Origin of the sequence: Bartonella sp. AA2SXKL, from assembly GCF_042197205.1 — a bacterium.
Taxonomy (GTDB): domain Bacteria; phylum Pseudomonadota; class Alphaproteobacteria; order Rhizobiales; family Rhizobiaceae; genus Bartonella.
Genome location: NZ_JBHIRN010000052.1, coordinates 1 through 1,247, shown reverse-complemented (window position 1 = coordinate 1,247; position 1,247 = coordinate 1). Strand labels below are relative to the sequence as shown.

Sequence of the window (1,247 nt, the reverse complement as noted above, 5' to 3'; positions counted from 1 at the left end):
AGATTCGTATTGATATGATCTTATTGCTTGTCAAACACTAAATGGACTCCACCATGAAAATACATTTCTTGCCCTTTTTCTCGGATTTGCAAAGCATTTGCTGCAAGATGCAAACCTGCACGCCGAATATTCACGCGTTTATCTGTGTTTAATTGCCCCTCAGATAAATTAATATCTGCTGCCATAAACTGGGCAATCATTCCGTCATTTGTTGTAATCCTAAATGGCTTATCTAATTGCAAACAACCATTCATATTATCGTAATTTCCTCCCTGCGCATCAAGAAAAACACGTCTTTGTTTGCCTAAAAACGCCTCAGCTGTAATGTTTTGTAGCCCAATCACTCCAGAACGTGTATGATCTTGAAAGGCCTTCTCCGCTTTGAGCCAATAAGGTTCATGAGAACGTGTGTAACCTTCTAATTTTGGATTGAGCATCGTCAACTTCATCATCTCACTCTCTTCATCCTTCGAAATTACAGGATCAAAAGCAACAGGAACAAAGAAAAATGTAAACCAACAAAAAACCAGCGCTGTAGTCAATGCACAGAGAGGTAACAAAAATTTTAAGATGCTAATACTACGCGAATGACGGGATGCTTTTTTAAAAGCATCCCCAAAAGACAACTCCTCACTTGTTGAAAAAATTTTAGAATGATCCTGTAAGGACATATTATCCTAATCTCTTAAATATTCGGTGTTTTTCGATTTGTATAACTCTTATAAGATGTATTTTCAAATTTTGTTTCTTGCAATTCGTTTTTTCTTGGTTTTATTTTGCTTTCACCCATTTATATATGTAATGTATATGTGTGAATTATAATATTGTAAAAAAATCTTTTTTGTATGGAAGAGAGGTTATTTTGGTTAAATCAGAGCTTGTGCAAATTATTGCCCGTCATAACCCACATCTTTTTCAACGAGATGTGGAAAATATTGTGAACGCTATTTTTGAAGAAATTTCAACAGCACTCGTCAATGGCAATCGCGTTGAACTTCGCGGTTTTGGAGCTTTTTCTGTCAAAAGCCGCTCAGCCCGCAATGGTCGTAATCCACGTACAGGTGAAGCCGTTATGGTTGAAGAAAAATGGATTCCTTTTTTCAAAACGGGCAAGGATTTACGTAATCGGCTTAATCAGTGAGGAACTTTATGATAATTAAACGTATCCTTTCAGCAGCCGCTTTTGTAATTTTTACAGTGTTCTTGGTTGCTTTTATTTTAGTAAATCGTCAGATGGTTGCATTGAC

The 1,247-nt window shown here is 36.4% G+C and carries 2 protein-coding genes; one reads left to right on the top strand and one right to left on the bottom strand.

The window, feature by feature from the left end; all coding sequences use genetic code 11:
* Positions 1-20 precede the first annotated feature (20 nt).
* A complete protein-coding gene (gene lptC, locus ACFINS_RS09650; RefSeq protein ID WP_011179985.1) occupies positions 21-671 on the bottom strand; it encodes an LPS export ABC transporter periplasmic protein LptC in 651 nt (216 codons plus the stop codon).
* Positions 672-862: 191 nt separating this feature from the next.
* Here lptC and ACFINS_RS09645 point away from each other — a divergent pair, with 191 nt between their 5' ends.
* Positions 863-1,141, top strand: coding sequence for an integration host factor subunit beta (locus ACFINS_RS09645; RefSeq protein ID WP_375706140.1), 279 nt, complete (start codon positions 863-865; stop codon positions 1,139-1,141).
* Positions 1,142-1,247: the final 106 nt, after the last annotated feature.

What these genes read in the sequence shown, in the direction of transcription:
- lptC (WP_011179985.1), bottom strand. Translation starts at nt 671, where the DNA reads ATGTCCTTACAGGATCATTCTAAAATTTTTTCAACAAGTGAGGAGTTG.